The organism is Streptomyces sp. NBRC 110028 (assembly GCF_001417735.1).
In the GTDB taxonomy this organism is placed as follows: domain Bacteria; phylum Actinomycetota; class Actinomycetes; order Streptomycetales; family Streptomycetaceae; genus Streptomyces.
The window spans coordinates 729248-750327 of sequence record NZ_BBUZ01000024.1 but is presented as its reverse complement, the minus strand read 5'-3'; the positions used below and the strand labels follow the sequence as shown (position 1 = coordinate 750327).

Below are 21080 nucleotides of genomic sequence, written 5' to 3'. Positions count from 1 at the left end.
CCCGATGGCGGACAAACTCCGTCCTCCCGCTTGCCCGACCCTTTCGCCCCACCCCTAGACTGAACCTCCAGCAGGTGGCTACACGCTCGAAAGGCGCCCCCGTGTCCATCGGCAACGATCTCGAAGACGGCAACTCCCCCGAAGAAGACCGGCCTTCCGTCGGTCGCGCCCTCCAGCAGGCCCGCATCGCCGCGGGGCTGACCGTCGACGAGGTCAGTTCCGTCACCCGGGTGCGCGTCCCCATAGTGCAGGGGATCGAGCAGGACGACTTCTCCCGCTGCGGCGGGGATGTGTACGCCCGGGGGCACATTCGTGTGCTCGCGCGCGCCGTCCGGCTCGACGCGGAGGCGTTGGTCAACCAGTTCGACGCCGAGCACGGCGGCCGGCCCGAGCCGACCCCCGCGGCGCCGCTGTTCGACGCCGAGCGCATCCGTCCCGAACCCCGCCGGCCGAACTGGACGGCCGCGATGGTCGCCGCGATCGTCGCCGTCGTCGGATTCGTCGGATTCACGCTTTTCAGTGGCGGTGAGAAGAGCGACGGGTCCCCGGTCGCCGGGGAGACCGGCTCGGCCAAGCCGACCGCCTCCACCTCCAGCAGCCCCAGCGCCAGCCCCGGCAAGTCCGGCGAGCGGAAGCCCGAGCCGTCCGAGAGCGCCATCGCGGGCGTCCCCGCGGACAAGGTCACCGTGAAGCTGACCGCCGAGGACGGCCAGAGCTGGATCTCCGCGCAGGACCACAACGGGCGGCTGATGGAGGAGGGCGTGCTGCGCAAGGGCCAGTCCAAGACCTTCAGCGACAGCAAGCGCATCGACCTGGTGCTGGGCAACGCCGGCGCGATCAAGCTCTTCGTGAACGGCAAGGAAGTCAAGAACCTGAGCCACAGCGGCTCGGTCCAGCGTCTGAGCTACACCAAGGGCGATCCCGAAGCGGGCTGACCAGCCCGGCGGCGGGGGTGGCAGACCTGCCAGCGGAGGGCGGCGCTGTGACAAAGTAGTCTGAGGCCATGCCCGAACGCCGCACTGTCGCCCTTGTCACTCTTGGCTGCGCCCGTAACGAGGTGGACTCGGAGGAGCTCGCAGGCCGCTTGGCGGCGGACGGTTGGGAGCTCGTCGAGCAAGCCGCCGACGCCGACGTGGCCGTCGTCAACACCTGCGGCTTCGTCGAAGCCGCGAAGAAGGACTCGGTCGACGCCCTGCTGGAGGCGAACGATCTGAAGGACCACGGCCGCACCCAGGCGGTCGTGGCCGTCGGCTGTATGGCCGAGCGGTACGGCAAGGAACTGGCCGAGGCGCTGCCCGAGGCCGACGGGGTGCTCGGCTTCGACGACTACACCGACATCTCCGGTCGGCTCCAGACCATCCTCTCCGGCGGCATCCACGCCTCCCACACCCCGCGCGACCGGCGCAAGCTGCTGCCGATCAGCCCCGCCGAGCGGCAGGACAGCTCCGCCGTGGCGCTGCCCGGCCACGCCCAGGACACCCCGCCCGAGGACCTGCCCGCCGGTGTCGCCCCGGCCTCCGGCCCGCGCGCCCCGCTGCGCCGCAGACTCGGGAACAGCCCCGTCGCCTCCGTGAAGCTGGCCTCCGGTTGCGACCGGCGGTGCTCCTTCTGCGCCATTCCGTCCTTCCGTGGCTCGTTCATCTCCCGCCGGCCCTCCGATGTGCTGGGCGAGACCCGGTGGCTGGCCGAGCAGGGCGTGAAGGAGGTCATGCTGGTCTCCGAGAACAACACCTCCTACGGCAAGGACCTGGGCGACATCCGGCTGCTGGAGACGCTGCTGCCCGAGCTGGCAGCGGTGGACGGGATCGAGCGGATCCGGGTCAGCTACCTCCAGCCCGCCGAGATGCGGCCCGGGCTGATCGACGTGCTGACCTCGACCGAGAAGGTCGCCCCGTACTTCGACCTGTCCTTCCAGCACTCCTCGCCCGGCCTGCTGCGCCGGATGCGCCGCTTCGGCGACACCGACCGCTTCCTGGACCTGCTGGAACAGATCAGAGGCAAGGCGCCGCAGGCGGGCGCCCGGTCGAACTTCATCGTCGGATTCCCCGGCGAGACCGAGGACGACGTGGCCGAGCTGGAGCGTTTCATCAGTGAGGCGCGGCTCGACGCGATCGGCGTCTTCGGATACTCGGACGAGGACGGCACCGAGGCCGCGGGCTACGAGGACAAGGTCGACCCGGACGAGGTCGCTGAGCGGCTGGAGCACATCTCGCGGCTCGCGGAGGAGCTGACCGCCCAGCGGGCGGACGAGCGGCTCGGCGAGACCGTCGCGGTGCTGGTGGACGAGATCGACGACACCGGTGCCGTACTGGGCCGGGCGGCCCACCAGGCGCCCGAGACCGACGGGCAGACCCTGCTGCGCACGTCGGCCCGGCCCGCCGTGGGACGTATGGTCGAAGCGAAGGTGATCGCGGCGGAGGGAGTGGACCTCGTCGCGGAGCCGCTGGAACCGCTGGAGCAGCGGGGCGGCGGCGTGTGTACCGAGGAGGCGGCCAGATGACAGGCGTCCCGGCCTCCGCCGCGGGGAGCCACCACCGGACCGCCGCGGCCGCCCGGCCGGCCGGATTGTGGAACATCGCCAACATCCTCACCATGGCGCGCCTGGTCCTGGTGCCGGGGTTCGTTTTGTTGATGTTCCACAACGGCGGGTACGACCCGGCCTGGCGCGCCTACGCCTGGGCCGCCTTCGCGATCGCCATGATCACCGACCTGTTCGACGGGCATCTGGCCCGCCGGTACAACCTGGTCACCGACTTCGGCAAGATCGCGGACCCCATCGCGGACAAGGCGATCATGGGGGCGGCGCTGATCTGTCTGTCGGCCCTCGACGACCTGGCATGGTGGGTGACGGGCGTGATCCTCCTCCGTGAGCTGGGGATCACCCTGATGCGGTTCTGGGTGATCCGGATCGGGGTCATCCCGGCCAGCCGCGGCGGAAAGATGAAGACCCTCGCCCAGGGCGTGGCCGTGGGGATGTACATCCTCGTGCTCACCGGGCCGCTGGCCACGCTGCGGTTCTGGGTGATGGCCGTGGCCGTCGCCCTGACCGTCCTCACCGGCCTCGACTACGTACGGCAGGCCCTGGTGCTGCGCCGGGCGGGCCGCGCAGCGCGGAGCGGCGGTGTGGGGGAGGAGCCCGGGCAGGAACCGGCCCTATGAGCGGCGAGGAGACGGCGGCGGTGCGAGGCGGTGCGGCGGCCGGAAGCGGTGCGGCCGGGGGCGGTGCGGCCGAGGTGCTGGCGCTGCTGGTGCGGCGCGGGCAGACCGTGGCCGTCGCCGAGTCCCTGACCGGCGGCCTGGTGGCCGCCGAGCTGACCGCCGTGGACGGGGCCTCCCGCGCCTTCCGCGGCTCGGTGACCGCGTACGCCACCGACCTCAAGCGCGAGCTGCTGGGCGTGGACGGCACCCTGCTGGTCGAGCGCGGCGCGGTGGACGCGGAGGTAGCCCGGCAGATGGCCCGGGGCGTACGGCGCGCCCTGGGCGCCGACTGGGGCGTGGCGACCACGGGTGTGGCGGGTCCCACACCGCAGGACGGCCAGCCGGTGGGAACGGTCCACGTGGCCGTCGCCGGGCCCTCGAACGGCCCGGCGGCCGCGGCGCTGCGGCTGGAGGGGGACCGGGCCGGAATCCGCGCACAGAGCGTCCGCGCCGCGGTCAAGCTGCTGTTCAGCGAATTGATCGCGACAGCGGGGGCACAGGATACGGAACAACACGGCGAATTTTGATGTTTGCAGCCCTGAGTGAACACGACATCGCTCCCCGCACGGGCAGAGCCAGAGGCGGTACGGTGGGGCGAGAAGGATCCGGATCCGAGGTCCGAGGAGGGAGCCAGCGATGATTCTGCTCCGTCGCCTGCTGGGTGACGTGCTGCGCCGGCAGCGCCAGCGCCAGGGCCGTACTCTGCGCGAGGTTTCCTCCTCCGCCCGGGTGTCGCTCGGCTATCTGTCAGAGGTCGAGCGCGGGCAGAAGGAAGCCTCGTCCGAGCTGCTGTCGGCGATCTGCGACGCCCTGGACGTACGGATGTCACAGGTCATGCGCGAGGTCAGCGACGAGCTGTCGCTCGCGGAGCTGGCGGAGTCGGCCACGGCGAGCGAGAAGGTGCCCGCACCGATGCGGCCCATGCTCAATTCGGTGTCCGTCACCTCCGTGACGGGCGTCCCGGACGAGCGGGTGACCATCAAGTCGCCCAAGGAGGCAGTGGACGTCGTGGCGGCCTGACGGCCTCCACGTCAGCGCGGAAGCTCTTCGAGCCCCGGTCGGTAGCGATACCGGCCGGGGCTCGATGTTTGATGGGCGGCTTTCCGGTCACCTGACTGGTGGAGAGGTAATCAAGGGGGGCAAACGGTCGAACAGGAGGAAGTGGATGTCTGTGGTCAAGAGCCCGCTCGCTGAGGAAAATCTCAAGGTCGTCGGCGACGCTCTGCAAGGCGCCCTCGTCGACCTCGTCGACCTCGCCCTGGTGGGCAAGCAGATCCACTGGACGGTCATCGGACCGCGTTTCCGCACGGTTCACTTCCAGCTCGACGACGTGGTGTCGACCGCCAGGACGCATGCCGACACCGTTGCGGAGCGTGCCGCGGCGCTCGGGATCGCGCCGGACGGACGGGCCGAGACGGTGGCCAAGCAGAGCGCGGTCGGCACGGTCAAGGACGGCTGGACCCAGGACACGGATGCCGTGAGGGCGCTCGTGGACGCACTGGGGTCCGTGATCTCGCGCATGCGCGAGCGCGTCGCCGCGACGGATGAGCCGGACCCGGTGACCCAGGACATTCTCATCGGGGTCACTCGTGACCTGGAGAAGCACCACTGGATGTTCCAGGCGGAGAACGTCAACGGACACTGAGTGACGAGACAGGCAGGACAGCGGTAGTTCCGCTCGCACCCTGTGTGGTCATCGCCGGGGCACGGCCCCCCGGCCTCCGGCGATGGCCGCACAGTCTGCGAGCTGACGGATGTCGGCTCAGGGGGCGGCCGCGGGTGTGCCCCGCTCTGGGTGCGCCCCGCGGTGCGGCTGGGCACACTGAGGGAGCGCGGGGGTCCGACACGCGCTGACGGGCCTTCTGTGCGCCCTCCCGCCGCGCGCGAACAGGCGTCTAGCGTCGCCCGCTAGTCCCCCGAAGGAGGCAGCATGGCAGCCGTGGGAGGGGCCGGCACGCTGCGCCGAAGGCCGGTTCGATGGGTGATCGCGCTCGTTCTCGGCTGTCTGTGGTGGTGGTCCGTGCTCCGGCTGGCGGTGCAGCCGTCCGGGGCCGGACCGATCGAGGGGGCGTTCGCCGTCGGCGGCTGGGGGCTGAGCCTGCTGCCCGTGCACTGCGGACCCTCGCCCCGGCGCGTAAGCGTGCGCGAGCGGATCACCAGGGCATCGCGACTCCGCCATTCGGGCGCAGGATCTGGCCGGTCGTGAACGCGGAGGCGTCCGACGCCAGGTGCAGGACCGCGTGGGCGACGTCCTCCGGCTCGCCCACCCGCCCCAGCGGTGCGTGGCGGACCATGGGAGCCTCGACGCGCCGCTGCTCCTCGGCGGTGCCGCGCCGTGTCATGGGCGTACGGACCCAGCCCGGGGCGACCGCGTTGACACGGATGCCGTGGGGTCCCACCTCGGCGGCGAGAGTCCGGGTCAGCTGGACCACGGCGGCCTTGGCGACGCCGTAGCACAGCAGGCCGGGGGTGCCGGAGTCGATCGCGCCGGAGGCCATGGTGACGATGGACCCGCCGGCGCCGTGGTCGACCATGGCGCGGGCCGCCTCCTGGCAGCCGTACAGCACCCCCTTGAAGTTGACCGCCAGCACCCGGTCCAGGTCGTCCTCGGCGGTCTCCAGGACCGTGCTGCGGTGCATGATCCCGGCGATGGCGGCCATCACGGCGAGATGGCCGCCATCGCGGACGGCCGCCGTGGCGGCGGCGGAGACGACCGCCGCGACCTGGGCGCGGTCGGTGACGTCGAGAGGGTGGGCGTGGGCGCCGCCGCCGTCGGCGGTGATGCGCTCCGCGGTCCGCCGGGCGCCCTTCTCGTCCAGATCGGCGCAGTGCACGACCGCTCCGGCCGCCGCCAGCAGGACGGCGGTCGCCCGGCCGATGCCGCTCGCGGCGCCGGTGACCAGTGCGGTGCGGCCGGTGAGGTCGTACGCCGTGACGGTCATGCGCCGACGGTACGACCGGATCTGACGACCCGTCAATTACTCTGGCGGGGGCGGCTCCGGCTGGCACCCCGGACACCAGAAGGTCGTACGCTCCTGACCCGCGGTGCCCTGGTCCGTCGCGCGCACCGGCGAACCGCAGCGCGGACAGGGCCGCCCGGCACGGCCGTACACCCACAACCGCCGGCCGGGGCGATCGTGGGGCGTGGTGACCCGGGCCCGGCGCGTCCGGTTCGCCTCCAGAAGCCGCTTGGCGAGGACCACCAGCCGCTCGGGGGAGGGGACGCGGCCGATCGGCAGCCAGGGCGGGATCCGCAGCAGGAAACACAGCTCGCACTTGTACACATTGCCGATCCCGGCCAGGTTGCGCTGGTCCAGCAGCGCCTCGCCCACCGTGCGGGACGGATCGGCGAGCAGCCGTCTCAGCGCCTCGTCCGGATCCCAGTCCGGGCCGAGGAGGTCGGGCCCGAGATGGCCCACCGCACGGTCTTCCTCCGCGGTGCGCAGCAGCTCCAGGACCGGGAGGCGGTAGCCGACGGCGGTGCGCTCGGCCGTGGCCAGGATGGCGCGGATCTGATGGTGCGGGCCGCCGCGCCAGCGCTCGCCGTGGCCGTACACCAGCCAGGCGCCGTCCATCCGCAGATGGGAGTGGAGGGTCAGCCCGCCCTCCACCCGGGTGAGCAGGTGCTTGCCGCGCGCGACCACCTCGAAGACCCGGCGGCCGGTGAGGTCGACGGTCGCCAGCCGGGGCACCCGCAGGTCGCAGCCGGTGAGCGGCGGGCCCGCCAGCGCGTCGTGGAGGCGCCGGGCCGTCTGCCAGACGGTGTCTCCCTCGGGCATCTGGCCCCCTCAGGGACGCAGCCGCAGGCCGCGCGGGGTCGCGTGGAAGCCCGCGGCCTCCAGGACGCGGCCGATCGGCGAGGACAGCGCCGCGGCGCCGTTGACCCGCTCGACGGTCACCGAGCCGAGGGCGCCCGCGCGGGCCGACTGGGCCAGGGCCTCCACCGCGGTACGCAGCCGGGCGTCGTCCTCCGGCGACGCCGCCTCCGCCTCGCCCGCGGGCCAGGCGAGCAGGGTCTTGCCGCCGCGCTCCATGTAGAGGCTCAGCTCGCCGTCGGCGAGCACCACCAGCGCACCCGCCTTGCGGCCCGGCCGGTGGTTCGCGCCCTCGGGCGGATCGGGCCAGGGGAGGGCCGCGCCGTACGCGTTGGCGGGGTCGGCGGCGGCAAGGACGACGGTGCGCGCGGAGGACGGCCCCGGCTGACCGCCGAAGGCCGCGCCCGCCGCCCGGTCGCGCGCCGTGCTGACCGCGCGCAGCCGGTCGACCGCGCCGTCCATCGCGAACTGCGCGGCGCCCAGCCCCTCCACCACATAGCCGCGGCGCGCCTGGCCGGTCTCCTCGAAGGCGGACAGCACCCGGTACGCGGCGGAGAAGCCGCCCTCGACCCCTTCGGCGGCGACCGCCCCGCGGGTGACCACGCCGTGCCGGTCCAGCAGGGTGCGCGCCAGGGCGTGCGCCCGGTGGGTGGGCTCGGGCTCGCGCTCCGGCAGCAGCGACCAGCGTCCGGCGACGGTCGGCGGCCCGCTGCGCGAGGCGGTGGGGCGGCCGGTGCGCCCGGTCAGCGTGCCGTACCGGCCCCGGGGGACCGAGCGCTTGGCGCGGTGGGCGGTGGCGCCCGCGGTGCGGCCCGAGCCGAGCAGGGAGCGCAGCGGGGCCAGGGTGTCGCCGGTGAGCCGCCCGGACCAGGCCAGATCCCATATCGCCTCGGCGAGCTGAGCGTCCTGGAACTCGTGACCGGCGGCCCGGACCTGCTCGGCGATCTGCCGGAAGAACAGACCGAAGCCCCCGGCCAGCGCGTCCAGCACGGCCTGGTGGAGCGGCTCCGCCTCGAAGGGGTGGGGGATGTGCAGGAGCAGCGGCGCCGTCTCGGCGAGATGGAGGCTGACCCAGCCGTCCTTGCCGGGCAGCGCGCCCGCCCCGGCCCAGACGACCTCACCGGTGGCGGTCAGCTCGTCAAGCATCGTCGGGCTGTAGTCGCCGACCCGGGAGGGCAGGACGAGCTTCTCCAGGGCGGACGCCGGGACCGGCGCGCCCTGCAGCTGCTCGATGGCGCGCACCAGCCCGTCGACGCCCCGCAGGCTGTGGGTGCCCAGATGCTGCCACTGGGGGAGGAAGGCGGCGAGCGCCGAGGGCGGTACGGGCTCCAGCTCCTGGCGCAGCGCGGCCAGCGAGCGGCGGCGCAGCCGGCGCAGCACGGCGGCGTCACACCACTCCTGTCCCAGGCCCAAGAAGGAGGGCGCGCGAAGCGCATCGTCAGAAGGGTGGTGGTGGGCGACGGGTGGGCGGAATTCGCCCTGGACGACGCGGCCGCTCGCGGCCAGGCGCTGCAGCGCGCCGTCGGTGACGGCCGAGCCCAGGCCCAGCCGGGCGGCCGCCTCGGCGGAGGTGAACGGGCCGTGGGTGCGGGCGTAACGGGCCAGCAGATCGCCGAGCGGGTCCGCGACCGGTTCGGTGAACGCCTCGGGGACGCCGACCGGCAGCGCCGTACCCAGCGCGTCGCGCAGCCGCCCCGCGTCCTCGACGGCCGCCCAGTGCTCCTCGCCCGCGATACGGACCCGGATGGCGCGCCGGGCCCGCTCCAGCTCCTCCGCCCACGCCGGTTCGGCGCCGCGCCCGGCCAGCTCGGCGCCGGTGAGCGGGCCGAGCAGCCGCAGCAGATCGGCGACGCCCTCGGCGTCCTTGACCCGGCGGTCCTCGGTGAGCCATTGCAGCTCGCACTCCAGCTCGGCCAGGACATCGGCGTCCAGCAGCTCGCGCAGCTCGGCCTGGCCCAGCAGCTCGGCCAGCAGCCGCGAGTCCAGGGACAGGGCCGCGGCGCGCCGCTCGGCCAGCGGCGAGTCGCCCTCGTAAAGGAACTGCGCGACGTAGCCGAAGAGCAGCGAGCGGGCGAAGGGGGACGGCTCCGGGGTGGTCACCTCCACCAGCCGCACCCGACGCGCCTCGATGTCGCCCATCAGCTCGGTGAGGCCGGGCACGTCGAAGACGTCCTGAAGACATTCGCGGACGGCCTCCAGGACGATGGGGAACGAACCGAACTCGCTCGCCACCTGGAGGAGCTGGGCGGCGCGCTGGCGCTGCTGCCACAGCGGGGTGCGCTTGCCGGGGTCGCGGCGCGGCAACAGCAGGGCGCGGGCGGCGCATTCGCGGAACCGGGAGGCGAACAGGGCCGAGCCGCCGACCTGGTCGGTGACGATCTGGGACACCTCGCCCTGGTCGAAGGCGACATCGGCCGCGCCGATGGGGCACTGCTCGCCGTCGTACTCGGTGCCCTGCCGCATCGGATCCGCGTCCAGCAGGTCCAGGCCCATGAGGTCCGCGTCGGGCAGCCGCAGCACGATGCCGTCGTCCGCGTGCATCACCTGGGCGTCCATGCCGTACCGCTCGGACAGCCGCGCGCCGAGCGCGAGCGCCCAGGGGGCGTGGACCTGGGCCCCGAAGGGGGAGTGGACCACCACGCGCCAGTCGCCCAGCTCGTCACGGAAGCGCTCCACCACGATCGTCCGGTCGTCCGGCACATGGCCGCAGGCCTGGCGCTGTTCGTCGAGGTACGCGATCACGTTGCCGGCGGCCCAGGCGTCGAGCCCGGCGGCCAGCAGCCGCTCCCGGGCCTTCTCGGGGGCGAGGGCGCCGACCTCCCGCAGGAACGCGCCCAGTGCCCGGCCCAGCTCCAGCGGGCGGCCGAGCTGGTCGCCCTTCCAGAAGGGGAGCCGGCCGGGGACGCCGGGAGCGGGGGAGACCAGGACGCGGTCGCGGGTGATGTCCTCGATCCGCCAGGACGTGGTGCCCAGGGTGAACACATCGCCCACCCGGGACTCGTAGACCATCTCCTCGTCCAGCTCGCCCACCCGTCGCCCGCCACCGCCCCGAGTGGAGGCGCTTCGCGCTGCTGTATCGGATTGGCCGCCGCCCTTCTTCGGGTCCGCGCCCGCCAGGAAGACGCCGAACAGCCCGCGGTCGGGGATGGTGCCGCCGGAGGTCACCGCGAGCCGCTGCGCCCCCGGCCGCCCCGTGACCGTATGGGCGACCCGGTCCCACACCAGGCGCGGCCGCAGCTCGGCGAAGGCGTCGGAGGGATAGCGGCCCGCGAGCATGTCGAGGACCGAGGTGTACGCCGACTCCGGGAGCGAGGCGAACGGGGCGGCGCGGCGGACCAGGGCCAGCAGCTCCTCCACGTCCCAGCTGTCCATGGCCGTCATGGCGATGAGCTGCTGGGCGAGCACGTCCAGCGGGTTCGCGGGCACCCGCAGCGACTCGATGGCTCCTTCCCGCATCCGCTCGGTGACCACCGCAGCCTGCACCAGATCGCCGCGGTATTTGGGGAACACCACACCGGTGGAGACCGCGCCCACCTGGTGGCCCGCCCGGCCCACCCGCTGCAGCCCGGAGGCCACCGAGGGCGGCGACTCGACCTGGATCACCAGGTCCACCGCGCCCATGTCGATGCCCAGCTCCAGGCTGGAGGTGGCCACGACGGCGGGCAGCCGGCCCGCCTTCAGATCCTCCTCGACCAGGGCCCGCTGCTCCTTGGACACCGAGCCGTGGTGGGCGCGGGCGAGCAGCGCGGGCGCGCCACGGGCCGCACCGGCCTCCGCCATCAGCTCGGCGGGGGAGTGGTCCTCGGGCAGCGCCTCACCGGTGGCCCGCTCGTAGGCGATCTCGTTGAGCCGGTTGCACAGCCGCTCGGCCAGCCGGCGGGAGTTGGCGAAGACGATCGTGGACCGGTGCGCCTGGACGAGATCGGCGATCCGCTCCTCCACATGCGGCCAGATCGACGGCTTCTCGCCCGGCTGCCCGTCCTGGGCCGGGGAGCCGCCCAGCTCCCCCAGATCCTCGACGGGGACGACCACCGACAGGTCGAACTCCTTGCCCGAGGGCGGCTGGACGATCTCCACCGCGCGCCGCGGCGACAGATAGCGCGCCACCTCGTCCACCGGGCGCACCGTCGCCGACAGGCCGATCCGCCGGGCGGGCCGCTCCAGCAGCTCGTCCAGCCGCTCCAGGGACAGGGCCAGATGCGCGCCGCGTTTCGTCCCCGCGACGGCGTGCACCTCGTCCAGGATCACCGTCTCCACGCCGCGCAGCGCCTCCCGGGTGGCGGAGGTGAGCATCAGGAACAGTGACTCGGGGGTGGTGATGAGGATGTCCGGTGGGCGGGTGGCCAGGGCGCGGCGCTCGGCGGCCGGGGTGTCGCCCGAGCGGATGCCCACCCGGATCTCCGGCTCGGGCAGGCCCAGGCGCGCCGATTCGTGCCGGATGCCGGTGAGCGGGCTGCGCAGATTGCGCTCCACATCCACCGCCAGGGCCTTCAGCGGCGACACATACAGCACCCGGCAGCGCTTGCGGGCCTCGGCGGGCGGAGGCTCGGCGGCCAGCCGGTCCAGCGCCGCCAGGAACGCCGCCAGCGTCTTGCCGGAGCCGGTCGGGGCGACCACCAGCACGTCCGAGCCCTCGCCGATCGCCCGCCAGGCCCCCTCCTGGGCGGCCGTGGGCGCGGTGAAGGCGCCCGTGAACCACCCGCGGGTGGCCGGGGACAATGCGTGCAGCGCCGACCGTGCCATGCCCCCCATCGTGCACCGCCCCACTGACAACGAGTCGTCTTCGCAGGTCAGTGCGGCGACCTCTCAGACCGCCCGCCCGTAGGCGCGCAGCGTGAGCAGCGCCTCGACGGTCACCACCGGCCGCCACTCCAGAGCCGCCCCCGCGGTCCAGGTCCGCCGCCGGACCGGCCAGCCGCCGTCCTCCCGCTGCGCGTCCGCCAGGAAGTCCAGCGAGCGCTCCACCTCCGCGTCGGTGAACCAGCGGCGGGCCAGCGAGCCGGGCGTACGGGCGATGTCGTACACGAAGGTGTGCTCACCGGGGCCGTGGCCGGGCGGCGGGGGGTCGTCCTCGGCGCGCTCGGGGTCCAGCACCACCAGCCGCCGCTCCCGCACCCGGCGGCCCAGCCGCTCGGCCATCTGCTCGGCGCGCGCCCGGTCCGGCGCGCCGTCCAGGAAGGCGACGGCCGCCCCCACCTCGTACGGACGCGCCGGCGCGCCCTCCTCCAGCGCCGTCACCGCCGCCCAGCAGAAGTCCGTGGCCCGGAACAGCCAGGCGTGCCACACCTCGTTGCGGTGCAGCAGCCCCACCACAGGACCGGTGGTCAGCAGATCGCCGCGCGGATGGTCCGCCGGCCGGATCCAGGGGGCGGCCGGGTAGTCGCGCAGCGACGGGTGACACGCGGGCAGTGCGCCGTCCCGGGTGGAGATCGCGGTCAGATAGCGGCACAGCCGCTCGACCCGCTGCCCGCCGCAGCGGCGGATCCCGTCGAGCACCCGCAGGGCGTGCGCGGCGTGCTGCGGCTGGCTCACCGGTCCGCGCAGATCCGGCTCCAGGGCGTGGCCGTAGCCCCCATCGGCGCCCAGGTACGCGGCGAGCGCGGTCTCGACCGGCTCGGCGTCGGCGTCCTGGAAGTGATACGCGAACCGGCGCTGCTCGAGCACGCGTGCGGTCAGCCACACGAACCGCGCGGCGCGCGCGAGCGGCGAGGCGGGCGCGGGCGGCGTGGACGGGGAGGAGGGGACTGCTGCGGATCGATCCATGGGACAGACCGTAGGGCGGAAAACGCCCCCGGAAGGGGGCTCACGCCCCGGTGCACCCCGGGAGCGCGATACTGGTCGCATGCGGTTGACGGTCTTCTGGCAGCGGATGGCGGATCACTTCGGCGAGGCCTACGCCGACTCCTTCGCGCGCGATCATGTGATGTCCCAGCTCGGCGGCCGGACCGTCCACCAGGCGCTCGCCGCGGGATGGGATGCCAGGGACGTCTGGCGCGGGGTGTGCGCCGCGATGGAGATCCCGGCCGAGAAGCGCTGACGCCAACGGGCGGCCGGCGGGCGCCGAGTACGGTCCGGGACGTGGGAGAGGGAGGCGGACTCCCGGGGCGGCCGGATTTTTTGGACGGGTGTACGCCACACTTGCCGGGTGGCCCCGACCGAAGAGACCCTCTCCCCCGACGCCGACGGCGTCCCGACCACCGCACAGGCCCCCAAGGACGCGTCGGCGCAGTCCGCGCGCATGCCGCGCTGGCTGCCCCGAGCCATGGTGCTCGCCCTCGCCCTGGTGGCCTGTTATCGGCTTGCCACCTGGGCCTTCGATCAGCTGACCGGACTGCTGCTGAACGTCCTGATCGCGTTCTTCCTGGCCCTCGCGGTCGAGCCGGCCGTGGACCGCATGGCCGCGCGCGGCGTCCGCCGGGGCCTGGCCACCGGGCTGGTCTTCCTCGGCATCCTCATCGGCGCCGCGGGCTTCTTCACCCTGCTCGGCTCGATGCTGGCCGACCAGATCATGACGATGGTCCAGGACTTCCCCAAGTACCTCGATCAGGTGGTCAGCTGGGTCAACGACACGTTCCACACCCGGTTGTCGCGGCTGGAGATCCAGGACAGCCTGCTCCACTCCGACTGGCTGCAGAGCTATGTGAAGAACAGCGCCGACAATGTGCTGGACGTCTCGACGCAGGTGCTCGGCGGGCTCTTCAAGCTCCTCACGGTGACGCTGTTCGCCTTCTACTTCGCCGCCGACGGCCCCCGGCTGCGCCGCGCGCTGTGCTCCGTCCTGCCGCCGAACCGGCAGACCGAGGTGCTGCGGGCCTGGGAGATCGCGGTCGCCAAGACCGGTGGCTACATCTACTCGCGCGGCCTGATGGCGCTGATCTCCGGGGCAGCGCACTACATCCTGCTGGAGAGCCTGGGCGTGCCCTACGCCCCGGCGCTGGCCGTCTGGGTGGGGCTGATCTCGCAGTTCATCCCGACCATCGGCACCTATCTGGCGGGTGCCCTGCCGATGCTGATCGCCTTCACCGTCAACCCCTGGTACGCGATCTGGGTGCTGGTCTTCGTCGTGGTCTACCAGCAGTTCGAGAACTACCTGCTGCAGCCGAGGATCACGGCGCGGACCGTGGACATCCACCCCGCGGTCTCCTTCGGCTCGGTGATCGCGGGCACCGCGCTGCTCGGCGCGGTGGGGGCGCTGATCGCGATTCCGGCGACCGCGACGCTGCAGGCGTTCCTCGGCGCGTACATCAAGCGCTACGACGTGACGGACGACCCGCGGATGCACGGGCGCACGCGGCGGCGCGGTGCCTCCGCGCTGGCGCGGGTGCGGCACGCGCTGTCCCGGCGCAGTTGACACAAAAATCGAACATCCATTCTCATGGAGGCCCGGCCCGGTTATCCACAGGCCGAGCACGTCCGGGCCGCTTGTCAGTGGCAGGCGCTAGCGTCATGGACGTGAAGCGATCGACTCAAGCAAACCGGGTGGAACCCATGGCAGGAAACGACCGCGAGAAGGCGCTCGACGCCGCGCTCGCACAGATTGAACGGCAGTTCGGCAAAGGCGCCGTGATGCGCATGGGCGACCGGCCGAACGACCCCATCGAGGTGATTCCCACCGGGTCGACCGCTCTCGACGTCGCCCTCGGTGTGGGCGGCATCCCGCGCGGCCGCGTGGTGGAGGTCTACGGCCCGGAGTCCTCCGGTAAGACGACCCTGACCCTGCACGCGGTGGCCAACGCGCAGCGGGCGGGCGGCGCCGTGGCCTTCGTGGACGCGGAGCACGCGCTCGACCCCGACTACGCGCAGAAGCTGGGCGTGGACACGGATTCGCTGATCCTGTCCCAGCCGGACAACGGCGAGCAGGCGCTCGAGATCACCGACATGCTGGTCCGCTCCGGTGCCCTCGACCTCATCGTCATCGACTCCGTCGCCGCGCTGGTGCCGCGCGCGGAGATCGAGGGTGAGATGGGCGACTCCCACGTCGGACTCCAGGCCCGGCTGATGAGCCAGGCGCTCCGGAAGATCACCAGTGCGCTGAACCAGTCCAAGACCACCGCGATCTTCATCAACCAGCTGCGCGAGAAGATCGGCGTCATGTTCGGCTCTCCGGAGACGACGACCGGTGGCCGGGCACTGAAGTTCTACGCCTCGGTCCGCATCGACATCCGCCGTATCGAGACCCTCAAGGACGGTACGGAGGCAGTGGGCAACCGCACCCGCTGCAAGGTCGTCAAGAACAAGGTCGCGCCGCCCTTCAAGCAGGCCGAGTTCGACATCCTCTACGGCCAGGGCATCAGCCGCGAGGGCGGTCTGATCGACATGGGCGTCGAGCACGGCTTCGTCCGCAAGTCCGGCGCCTGGTACACCTACGAGGGCGACCAGCTCGGCCAGGGCAAGGAGAACGCCCGCAATTTCCTGAAGGACAACCCCGATCTCGCCAATGAGATCGAGAAGAAGATCAAGGAGAAGCTCGGGATCGGTGTGAAGCCCGCGGACCCGGCCGCCGAGCCCGGCCCGGACGCGGCGGGTGCCGCGCCCGCCGCCGCGCCCGCCGCCGCGCCGGCGAAGGCCGCGGCCGCCCCGGCGGCCAAGTCCGGGGCGAAGGCGGCCAAGACCGCCGCCACGAAGAGCTGATCCATGACACGGCGGACCGACTGGCCGGACGGCCCGGGCCGTCCGGAGCCCCCGGACCGTCCGGATCGCGGCGCCCCCTCCTCGTCGAGGGCCGAGCAGGGGACGCCGCTCGGCCCGGAGGAGCAGGCGCGGGCGATTTGCCTGCGCCTGCTCACCGGGACCCCGCGCACCCGTAAGCAGCTCGCGGACGCCCTGAGCGCCCGTGGCATCCCCGACGAGGCGGCACAGGAGGTGCTGTCCCGGTTCGAGGACGTCGGGCTGATCGACGACGCGGCGTTCGCGGACGCCTGGGTGGAGTCCCGGCACCACAGCCGGGGCCTGGCCCGCCGGGCGCTCGCCCGAGAGCTGCGCACCAAGGGCGTCGACTCCGCGGTGATCGCGGAGGCCGTGGAACAGCTCGACGCCGACCAGGAGGAGCAGACCGCCCGCGAGCTGGTCGAGCGCAAGCTGCGCACCACCTGCGGCCTCGACCGGGACAAGCGGCTGCGCCGCCTCGCCGGAATGCTCGCCCGCAAGGGGTACCCCGAGGGCCTGGCGCTCCGGGTGGTGCGGCGCGCGCTGGAGGAGGAGGGCGAGGACCCGGAGCTGCTGGAGCACCATCTGCCCGACGCCTGACCCTGCGGCCCGCGGGCCCGAGGCCGCTACGGGGGCGGTCCGGCTCGGTCAGTGCACCGGGAGACCGGCCGCTCGCCATGCCTGGAAGCCGCCGACCAGATCGGTCGCCCGCGTCAGGCCCAGCTGCCGTAGCGAGACCGCCGCGAAGCTCGACGCGTAGCCCTCGTTGCAGACCACCACCACCCGCAGATCGTGGTGCGTGGCCTCGGGCAGCCGGTGGTCGCACTGCGGGTCGAGCCGCCACTCCAGCTCGTTCCGCTCGACGATCAGCGCCCCCGGGATGGTGCCGTCGCGCTCCCGCAGCGCCGCGTACCGGATGTCGACCAGCAGTCCGCCCGCGGACTGCACGGCAACGGCCTCCTCGGGGCCGAGCCGGTCCAGCCCCTGGCGGGCCTCGGCCAGCAGTTCGTCCACGCTCCGCTTCGTCGCGCCCATCGTCGCTACTCCCATTCCTGCGGCCGCTCGACCTGCTCCAGCCGCAGCACCTGGCCGGTGCGGCTGTAGCGCCGCATCAGCGGCAGCGGCGGATAGTAGGCGTGCACCGACACCGCGTGCCGCTCCGACGACGGGTTGATGACCTCATGGACATGGTGCGCGCCGAAGGCCCGGCCGAGCCCGGCGGACAGCCGCCGTTCGCGGTCCACGTCCTGAGCCAGTTCGAGGGTCTTCCAGCCTTCGGTGGGCAGGCTGACGGCCAGCGACTGTTCGTTCAGCTCACCGGCCGCCGTCACGAACGCCCCGTGCGAACCGCCGTGGTCGTGCCAGCCGGTGCCGGTGCCGGGCGGCCAGGCGATCAGCCACGCCTCGCTGCCGCCCGGACCGTCCAGCCGCAGCCAGGTGCGGCCCTCTGGATCGAGCGGGAGCGAGGCGACGAGGTCGGCGTCGGCGGCGGTACGACGGACGAAGTCCAGCAGATCGGCCGCGCTGGGCGGCGCGGCGGGACCGGCCGGAGAGCGCTCGGAGGAGAGAAGGGATGCGTCAGACACGGGAACCGTCCTGGGTGATCGCGAAAGAGGCGCGGCCGGGCCGCGCGGGAGGAAAAGCGGATCAACAGGACGGACGACACACGCAGCCCGCGTAGCGGAGGAGGTCCAGGTGGACCCTCCGCCAGAAGCGAGGCAGGCCGGTGTCAGTCACGCTCCGCAGTGAAGCATGATCTGGAAGGGAAGGTCAATCGTGTAGGCGCGGGCCCGGAGCGCTCACACCACGGCGTGCGACGTCAGCGGCATGGAGCGCGCGAGGGCGCGTGACTCACTCCTCACTACCGGCGTGCCGTGGCCTCTGTGTCCTGATGGTCCCGCTGCTCCGCGTCCGTACCCCGGGCGGTGTCCCCGCCCCGCGCCGCGTCCGCGCACGCGTACAGCTCGGCCGGCCGTACCCCGGACAGCGCCGCGGCGAGGTGACCGTCCGGTCGCACCAGCAGCACGGTGTGGGCCGGGGCCCCCGGGTACTCCTCGGCGACCAGCAGTTCCGTGCGCATCGGCAGGGCCGTGACGGCCGCCGCCAGCCGGGGCATCAGCCCGGCACGCATCCAGTGGCGGCGGTCCCACACCCCGGTGCCCGGGGCGACCAGCACCACCAGCAACTCCCGGCCCAGCCGCTCCCACAGCCGCACCACCGCGCCGTCCGGCGCGGTCACGCGGACGTTGGCCACCGGCGCCCCGGTCGGCGTGCCCACCGTGACGGAGCCCTCCGGCGGCGCGGCGGCGGCCAGCGGGGAGCGGTTGTAGACGGGGGGCGCCCCCAGCGGGCCGCGGCCGAGGTGACCGTCGGTGAGCAGCGCGTCTTGGCCGCGTGTGCCGCCCGGCAGCACCGTGCGCCGTACCGCGTGCCACCCTCCGGCCGCCCGGACCAGCGGCAGCGCCTGGTCGGCGGTGCGCAGCCGCGCGGCGAAGGCCGTGCGCCGCTCCGCCTGATAGCTGTCGAGCAGGGCGTCGGAGGCGCCGTGGTGCCAGGCGAGGGAGAGCTTCCAGGCCAGGTTGCCGACGTCCCGCAGCCCTTCTTCCAGCCCCTGGGTGCCCAGGGCGCCGTGCAGGTGGGCGGCGTCCCCGGCGAGGAAGGCGCGGCCCACGCGCCAGCGCCGGGCGAGCCGGTGGTGCACGGTGTGCACGCCGGTGTCCAGAAGCTCGTAGGGGACCGCGGCGTCCTCGCACCACCCCGCGAGGGTGTCGCGCACCCGGACCATCAGGGCGTCAGGGGTGACGAGGTCACGGCCGGGCGGGAGCAGCCAGTCGATCCGCCAGACGCCGTGCGGCAGCGGCCGGGCGGTCACCTCCGCGTCGATGCTGCGCCACGGCGGGGAGCGGTGCAGTACGGCCTCGCCGGGCCAGGGGAGGTCGGCGCGCAGGGCGGCGACGGCGTGCCGTTCCACCGCCGTACGCCCGGGGAAGCGCACCCCCAGCTGCTTGCGGACGGTGGACCGGGGGCCGTCGCAGCCGACCAGATGGCTGCCCCGCCACCAGGTGGCCTGGGCGCCCCGGGTCCGTACGCTCACCCCGCGCGCGTCCTGCTCGACGGTCTCCACGCGGGTGCCGGGGACGATCCGTACGAGGTCCTCGTCACCGATCGCGGCCAGTGCCGCCCGCAGCGCCCGGGTCAGCTCGTGCTGCGGCAGATGCAGCGGCGAGGACACCGTCGCCTCGGGCTCGTCGTCCCGCGCGGCCCCGTCCCGCCGGTCGCCCTCCTGCGGGCCGCCGTCCCCGGGGGCGCTCGCCGCCGGGGGAGGGGCGCCGAAGAGCGGGCCGGGTTCCAGGGGTACGTGCCGGACGAGCTGGCGCCGGCGCAGCGTGCGCCACCCCGTCCACGGCCGCGCGCCGGCCGCGGCCCGGCAGCCCAGCCGCTCCAGCAGGGCGGCGGTGTCCGGGCGCAGCACGACGGTGCGGGCCAGGCGTGGCTCATCGCCCCCGGTGGTCTCGTCGAACAGCACGACGGGGACGTCCAGACGGGCGAGTGCGAGGGCCAGGGTGAGCCCGACCGGGCCCGCCCCGGCGACGATCACCGGGTCCACGGCGCGGTTCCCATGGCCCTGCGGGGCGTACGTGACGTACGGAAACTGGCAGTTGAAACCCGGTGAGCGATCACAGAAAGCATGCAACCGATTGCGAGTGCCCGCGTCAAGCGGCGACGGGCGGTGGCGCGCGCGCCACCGCCCGTCAGGACCCGCTTGCCTCAGTTGGCCTTGCCGGCCGGCAGCTCCGGCGCGGGCTGATCCACCGTGTCGAGCGCGTCGACGGCCGCGAGCGGCTGGGCGGCGTCCGCGACCGGGATGCCGGTCTTGGCGCGCCGGCCGCGCCGTTCGATCCAGGTGGCCAGGGCGGAGAGGGCCAGACACATCGCGATGTAGATGGTGCCACCGACGATGATCACCGGGACGTACGGATTGTCGTCGTTGACGACGATGTTCCCGGCGAGCTGCTGGAGCTGGAACAGCAGCTCCTGGTAGGTGATGACGTAGCCGAGCGAGGTGTCCTTCAGGGTCACCACGAGCTGGCTGATGATGGTCGGCAGCATCGCCCGGACGGCCTGCGGGATCAGGACCGTCGTCATGACCTGGGTCTTGCTCATACCGAGGGCGTAGGCGGCTTCACTCTGCCCGCGGGGCACCGAGTTGATGCCCGCCCGCAACACCTCGGCCTGCACCGAACCGTTGTAGACGGTCAGCCCGACGACCAGCGCCCAGAAACCGGTGCTGTCGCCGGTGAGGCCCAGGTCGGAGCGGTAGGTGAGGAGGAGTACCCACAGCATGTAGATGGTGATCAGCAGCGGGATGGCGCGGAACAGCTCGATGAATCCGGTCGCGAACCAGCGCACGGGCTTGTGGTCCGAGAGCCGGGCGACCGCGAGCACGACGCCCAGGGCCAGCGAGAGCACCGACGCCACGGCGAACACCTGGAGAGTGGTGAGCACGCCGTCACGGATGCTGGTCCGCACGCCCGCGTAGTTGAAGATCTCCCACATCTCCGGCGCGAACTGGCCCTTGGCGTTCAGCCGCAGGACGACGAAGACGATCAGGCCGAGGACGGCGAGGGTGCCGATGGCCGAGTAGACGCGGTTACGGATACGGGCCTTGGGGCCGGGCGCGTCGTACAGGACGCTCGCGCTCATCGGGCCACCTCCAAACGGCTCTCCAGCAGTCGGAAGGCACCGCTGATGGTGAAGGTGATGACGAGGTAGCACAGGGCGATCCACAGGAAGGTCCACCCGATCGCGAAGCCCTTGTCGGTGAGCAGCTTCGAGATGTTGAACAGTTCGGCGTTGCTGAAGGCGCCCGCGATGGCCGTGTTCTTCGTCAAAGCGATGAAGATGCTGCTCATGGGAGGGATCACGGTCCGGGTGGCCTGCGGAAGGACGATCATCCGCAGCGTCTGGGCGAAGGTCATGCCCAGGCTGCGGGCGGCCTCGGCCTGACCGAGCGGCACGGTGTTGATACCGGACCGCACGGCCTCGCAGACGAAGGACGACGTGTAGCAGCCCAGCGCCAGCATCGCGAGAACGAACGGACTCGTTCCCGGGAAGAAGATCTGCGGGACCACGAAGAAGGCGATCAGGAAGAGCAGGGTCAGCGGGGTATTGCGCAACAGGGTGACCCACGCCGTGCCGAAGGCGCGCAGCGGCGGGATGGGGGACACCCGGAAGCCGGCCATGATGATGCCCAGGACGAGGGCGAGCGCCGCACTGGCCGCCGTGAGGGCGAGGGTTCCGAGGAACCCCTCACGGAACTGGGGCAAATGATCGAGGAGTACGTTCATCGATTCTCCGCGGTAGCGGTCGGGTCAGCGGCGTGCGGAGCGCACCGGCTTCACGGGTGAACGGGGTACCGGG

The 21080-nt window shown here is 72.9% G+C and carries 20 protein-coding genes; 10 read left to right on the top strand and 10 right to left on the bottom strand.

Annotated features, from left to right (window positions below; translation table 11 throughout):
* Positions 1-101: 101 nt before the first annotated feature.
* From ASC60_RS12505 to ASC60_RS12480, 6 genes are all read left to right on the top strand, one after another.
* Positions 102-935 (top strand): helix-turn-helix domain-containing protein, encoded by an 834-nt coding sequence (locus ASC60_RS12505; RefSeq protein ID WP_055549944.1) that lies wholly within the window; start codon positions 102-104, stop codon positions 933-935.
* A 68-nt stretch (positions 936-1003) separates the two neighbouring features.
* The gene (rimO, locus tag ASC60_RS12500) at positions 1004-2500 is read left to right on the top strand and encodes a 30S ribosomal protein S12 methylthiotransferase RimO (protein ID WP_055549942.1); all 1497 of its coding nucleotides are present in this window, start codon (positions 1004-1006) and stop codon (positions 2498-2500) included.
* On the top strand, positions 2497-3159 hold the full coding sequence (pgsA, locus tag ASC60_RS12495; protein WP_055549940.1) for a CDP-diacylglycerol--glycerol-3-phosphate 3-phosphatidyltransferase: 663 nt from the start codon (positions 2497-2499) through the stop codon (positions 3157-3159). The genes rimO and pgsA overlap by 4 nt, the downstream gene beginning before the upstream one ends.
* Positions 3156-3725, top strand: coding sequence for a CinA family protein (locus ASC60_RS12490; protein WP_234356906.1), 570 nt, complete (start codon positions 3156-3158; stop codon positions 3723-3725). The genes pgsA and ASC60_RS12490 overlap by 4 nt, the downstream gene beginning before the upstream one ends.
* A gap of 109 nt (positions 3726-3834) precedes the next feature.
* Positions 3835-4218: a helix-turn-helix domain-containing protein gene (locus tag ASC60_RS12485; protein ID WP_055549938.1), complete on the top strand. Its 384-nt coding sequence runs from the start codon at positions 3835-3837 to the stop codon at positions 4216-4218.
* Positions 4219-4363: 145 nt separating this feature from the next.
* Positions 4364-4843, top strand: coding sequence for a Dps family protein (locus tag ASC60_RS12480; protein ID WP_055549936.1), 480 nt, complete (start codon positions 4364-4366; stop codon positions 4841-4843).
* 508 nt (positions 4844-5351) lie between these two features.
* On the opposite strand, the gene ASC60_RS12475 is transcribed toward ASC60_RS12480, so the two are convergent.
* From ASC60_RS12475 to ASC60_RS12460, 4 genes are all read right to left on the bottom strand, one after another.
* Entirely contained in the window at positions 5352-6140 is a 789-nt protein-coding gene (locus ASC60_RS12475; protein WP_055549934.1) for an SDR family NAD(P)-dependent oxidoreductase, read from the bottom strand.
* Between the two features lie 36 nt (positions 6141-6176).
* A complete protein-coding gene (locus ASC60_RS12470) occupies positions 6177-6977 on the bottom strand; it encodes an Fpg/Nei family DNA glycosylase (protein WP_055549932.1) in 801 nt (266 codons plus the stop codon).
* Between the two features lie 9 nt (positions 6978-6986).
* Entirely contained in the window at positions 6987-11756 is a 4770-nt protein-coding gene (locus tag ASC60_RS12465) for an ATP-dependent helicase (RefSeq protein WP_055549931.1), read from the bottom strand.
* Between the two features lie 63 nt (positions 11757-11819).
* Positions 11820-12776, bottom strand: coding sequence for a hypothetical protein (locus tag ASC60_RS12460; protein WP_055549929.1), 957 nt, complete (start codon positions 12774-12776; stop codon positions 11820-11822).
* A gap of 79 nt (positions 12777-12855) precedes the next feature.
* Here ASC60_RS12460 and ASC60_RS12455 point away from each other — a divergent pair, with 79 nt between their 5' ends.
* From ASC60_RS12455 to recX, 4 genes are all read left to right on the top strand, one after another.
* A complete protein-coding gene (locus ASC60_RS12455) occupies positions 12856-13050 on the top strand; it encodes a DUF3046 domain-containing protein (RefSeq protein WP_055549926.1) in 195 nt (64 codons plus the stop codon).
* A gap of 108 nt (positions 13051-13158) precedes the next feature.
* Positions 13159-14364 (top strand): AI-2E family transporter, encoded by a 1206-nt coding sequence (locus tag ASC60_RS12450; protein ID WP_055549924.1) that lies wholly within the window; start codon positions 13159-13161, stop codon positions 14362-14364.
* Between the two features lie 137 nt (positions 14365-14501).
* A complete protein-coding gene (gene recA, locus ASC60_RS12445) occupies positions 14502-15644 on the top strand; it encodes a recombinase RecA (RefSeq protein ID WP_055549922.1) in 1143 nt (380 codons plus the stop codon).
* A gap of 3 nt (positions 15645-15647) precedes the next feature.
* Positions 15648-16259 (top strand): recombination regulator RecX, encoded by a 612-nt coding sequence (recX, locus tag ASC60_RS12440; RefSeq protein ID WP_055549920.1) that lies wholly within the window; start codon positions 15648-15650, stop codon positions 16257-16259.
* Positions 16260-16307: 48 nt separating this feature from the next.
* Here recX and ASC60_RS12435 read toward each other — a convergent pair whose 3' ends face one another.
* The 6 genes from ASC60_RS12435 to ASC60_RS12415 all read right to left on the bottom strand — a co-directional run bounded on the left by ASC60_RS12435 (position 16308) and on the right by ASC60_RS12415 (position 21007).
* Complete coding sequence (locus ASC60_RS12435) at positions 16308-16694, bottom strand: rhodanese-like domain-containing protein (protein WP_055549918.1); 387 nt, start codon at positions 16692-16694, stop codon at positions 16308-16310.
* A 5-nt stretch (positions 16695-16699) separates the two neighbouring features.
* Positions 16700-17245: a cysteine dioxygenase gene (locus ASC60_RS12430; RefSeq protein WP_055549916.1), complete on the bottom strand. Its 546-nt coding sequence runs from the start codon at positions 17243-17245 to the stop codon at positions 16700-16702.
* A 61-nt stretch (positions 17246-17306) separates the two neighbouring features.
* Complete coding sequence (locus tag ASC60_RS44015; protein WP_324618140.1) at positions 17307-17396, bottom strand: putative leader peptide; 90 nt, start codon at positions 17394-17396, stop codon at positions 17307-17309.
* A gap of 124 nt (positions 17397-17520) precedes the next feature.
* Entirely contained in the window at positions 17521-19266 is a 1746-nt protein-coding gene (locus tag ASC60_RS12425; protein WP_055549914.1) for an FAD-dependent monooxygenase, read from the bottom strand.
* Between the two features lie 161 nt (positions 19267-19427).
* Positions 19428-20363: an amino acid ABC transporter permease gene (locus ASC60_RS12420; RefSeq protein ID WP_055549912.1), complete on the bottom strand. Its 936-nt coding sequence runs from the start codon at positions 20361-20363 to the stop codon at positions 19428-19430.
* Positions 20360-21007 carry an amino acid ABC transporter permease gene (locus ASC60_RS12415; RefSeq protein ID WP_055549910.1) on the bottom strand — a complete coding sequence of 216 codons (648 nt, stop codon included), beginning with the start codon at positions 21005-21007 and terminating at the stop codon, positions 20360-20362. The genes ASC60_RS12420 and ASC60_RS12415 overlap by 4 nt, the downstream gene beginning before the upstream one ends.
* Positions 21008-21080 lie beyond the last annotated feature (73 nt).